General features: G+C 66.1%; 1 protein-coding gene. It reads left to right on the plus strand.

All coding sequences use genetic code 11. The annotated features are described in order from the left end of the window. The coding region (locus ACNFG0_RS22785) for a T6SS effector BTH_I2691 family protein (RefSeq protein ID WP_416766514.1) at positions 1–2,107 on the plus strand (2,107 nt) is incomplete at both ends.

The raw sequence follows: 2,107 nt of genomic DNA on the forward strand, positions 1-2,107 counted from the left end.
TGGCCCGTAACACCGAAGTCGCTGCCGTCCCGCTGCACGGGGACCAGCCACGCATCCTGCGTCAGGGTTATGTCTATGTCCTGCTGGACCAGGAAGTCTGGCAGGCCTACCAAGTCACCCCCGAAGGCGCCCTGCGCCAGTTCCCGGTCTTCCAGCCGCCACGCGAGGCGGGCAAGCCCCTGGCCAAGGCTTGCCGTACCCAGGATCACGACGTGATCGCCTCCTTCATCAACATCAACACGCTCCTGTATTCGACCGCCTGGCTCGCCTTCGCCAACGATCCCTGGCCCCGCGAGGTGCTGAACCGCTATCGCCAGGGCATCGCGACCAACGCTGCCGAGCTGGCCGGGCGCTTCGTGCAGCTGGACCTGCAGGCCGCTCGCGAAGACCCCGCCAGCGTCGGCATCGCCATGACCGGAGACGACCTCGGGCTCGACCAGGTGCTGGAATATGCCGAGTACTACCCCGGCCGCTTTCGCAGCACCCATGGCTACTATCCGCGCCTGGACCGCCTGGTCGCCACCCGCGCGCACGTGCGCTCCATCATTCAGAAAGAGCAGTTGCCCAACGGCGTCCTGGCACTGACGCTGCCCGACCCGGTCGGCCTAGTCCAGGAATCCAACGCCCAGCGCCTGGCCCAGTTCCAGGCCATGCAGGAATGGCGCGCCGAGCCGCAGCGGCGCTTCGAACACTTCACCTCGCAGGCTTTGCTCGGCATTCGCCAGCTGCACGACAGCTGGGCAGCCGAACAGGCCACCGAAGAAGTCGAGAAAGAAGCCCAACACACCGAGCGCTGGAACAACAGCCCGATTGGCCAGAAGGCGTACCTGCCGCCCGTGGACATCGCGGCCCAGACCCAACGCCGCATCGCGACCAAGCAGGAACAAGCACGCAAGCGCCTGGAGGAACGTTACGACGAGCCCGCCCGCGCTGCCTTCGACTCCGCCTATCGGAGCGAACTCCAGCACTGGCAGGCCCTGATAGATCAACTCGGCGAGGTGTATGCCGAGCACTACGCCTGCCCCGCCTTCAAGCAGGTCGCCAAGCACGACTACACCGTGAATGAATGGCGCTCGACGGAGGCCTTCATCCGCATGCTAGGGGCTTGTCTCAATGGCGGCCCGACCGAAGCGCTGCCACTGGACGGGGCCGCCCTCGCCGCCACCCAGCGCCTGTGGCAACAGGAACTCGAAAGCCGCGACAGCCTGCTCTACCAGGCCTTGGTGGCCAAGGACGAGGTGCTGCTGAAGCACCTGCTCGACAGCCTGTCCGGGGATGACCTGGGCAAGGTCTACGACACCGTCAAGAGCACGATCGAAAGCATGGAAGGCCAGTACCTGATGGTCAAACCGGTCCAGGACGCCATCGGTCAACTGCTCGCCGCCACCGCCAATGCGGGCAATGCCCTCGACCAACACCTGTCCGGCGCCGCCAAGACCATGATCGGCCACGTGCACAGCGCGGCGCTGCTGCGCTATGCCGGGCAACACGTCACCCAGGTGATCGTCTCGCTCAGGCTGGGTGAGTACCTGAGCCTGCTCAACGAGGCGTTGCAGGAGCGCACCGACGCGTTTCTCGGCCAACTGGACAAACAGTTCCGCAAGCCCGCCGAACGCAAGGTCCGCGCCATGGTACTCAGCGGCGCGGTCACCGCGACCGTGTCCCGCCATCACGGCAAGCTCGTCGATGTGGCGATCTGGTCGCTGGAAAGCGCCGAGAGCCTACAGGCACGTTTGGAGCAACTGCGGGCCGGTGCTGCCGGCACTGTGACCGAGGCGCTGAGAAGTGTGAGCATCGGCGCGGCCAGCTTGCAGTTCCAAAGGACGCAGCTGCAGCTCGGGTTGAGCATCAGCGCCGAGCAGGCTCGGCTCCTGGCGCGGGATGCCTTGAACGGTATGCGTGGCGGCTTTTCCGGGTTGGGCCCGGGGAGCCCGGGCCTGCTGCTGAGCCTGGGTGGGCTGTGGTTTCAGCAGGAGGGTTTGCGCAGGAACTACGCATCGCTGCTCGACACGCCCGGGAGCGGTGAGCCCGAAGCGTTGGCGGCCGTCTGGTCGTCCTCCATCGGGGTGCTGGGTGTCGGCCTTGAGGCTACAGGACGAGCTCTCGA

The sequence above is a fragment of the Pseudomonas sp. NY15372 genome, assembly GCF_048068215.1.
In the GTDB taxonomy this organism is placed as follows: domain Bacteria; phylum Pseudomonadota; class Gammaproteobacteria; order Pseudomonadales; family Pseudomonadaceae; genus Aquipseudomonas; species Aquipseudomonas guariconensis_A.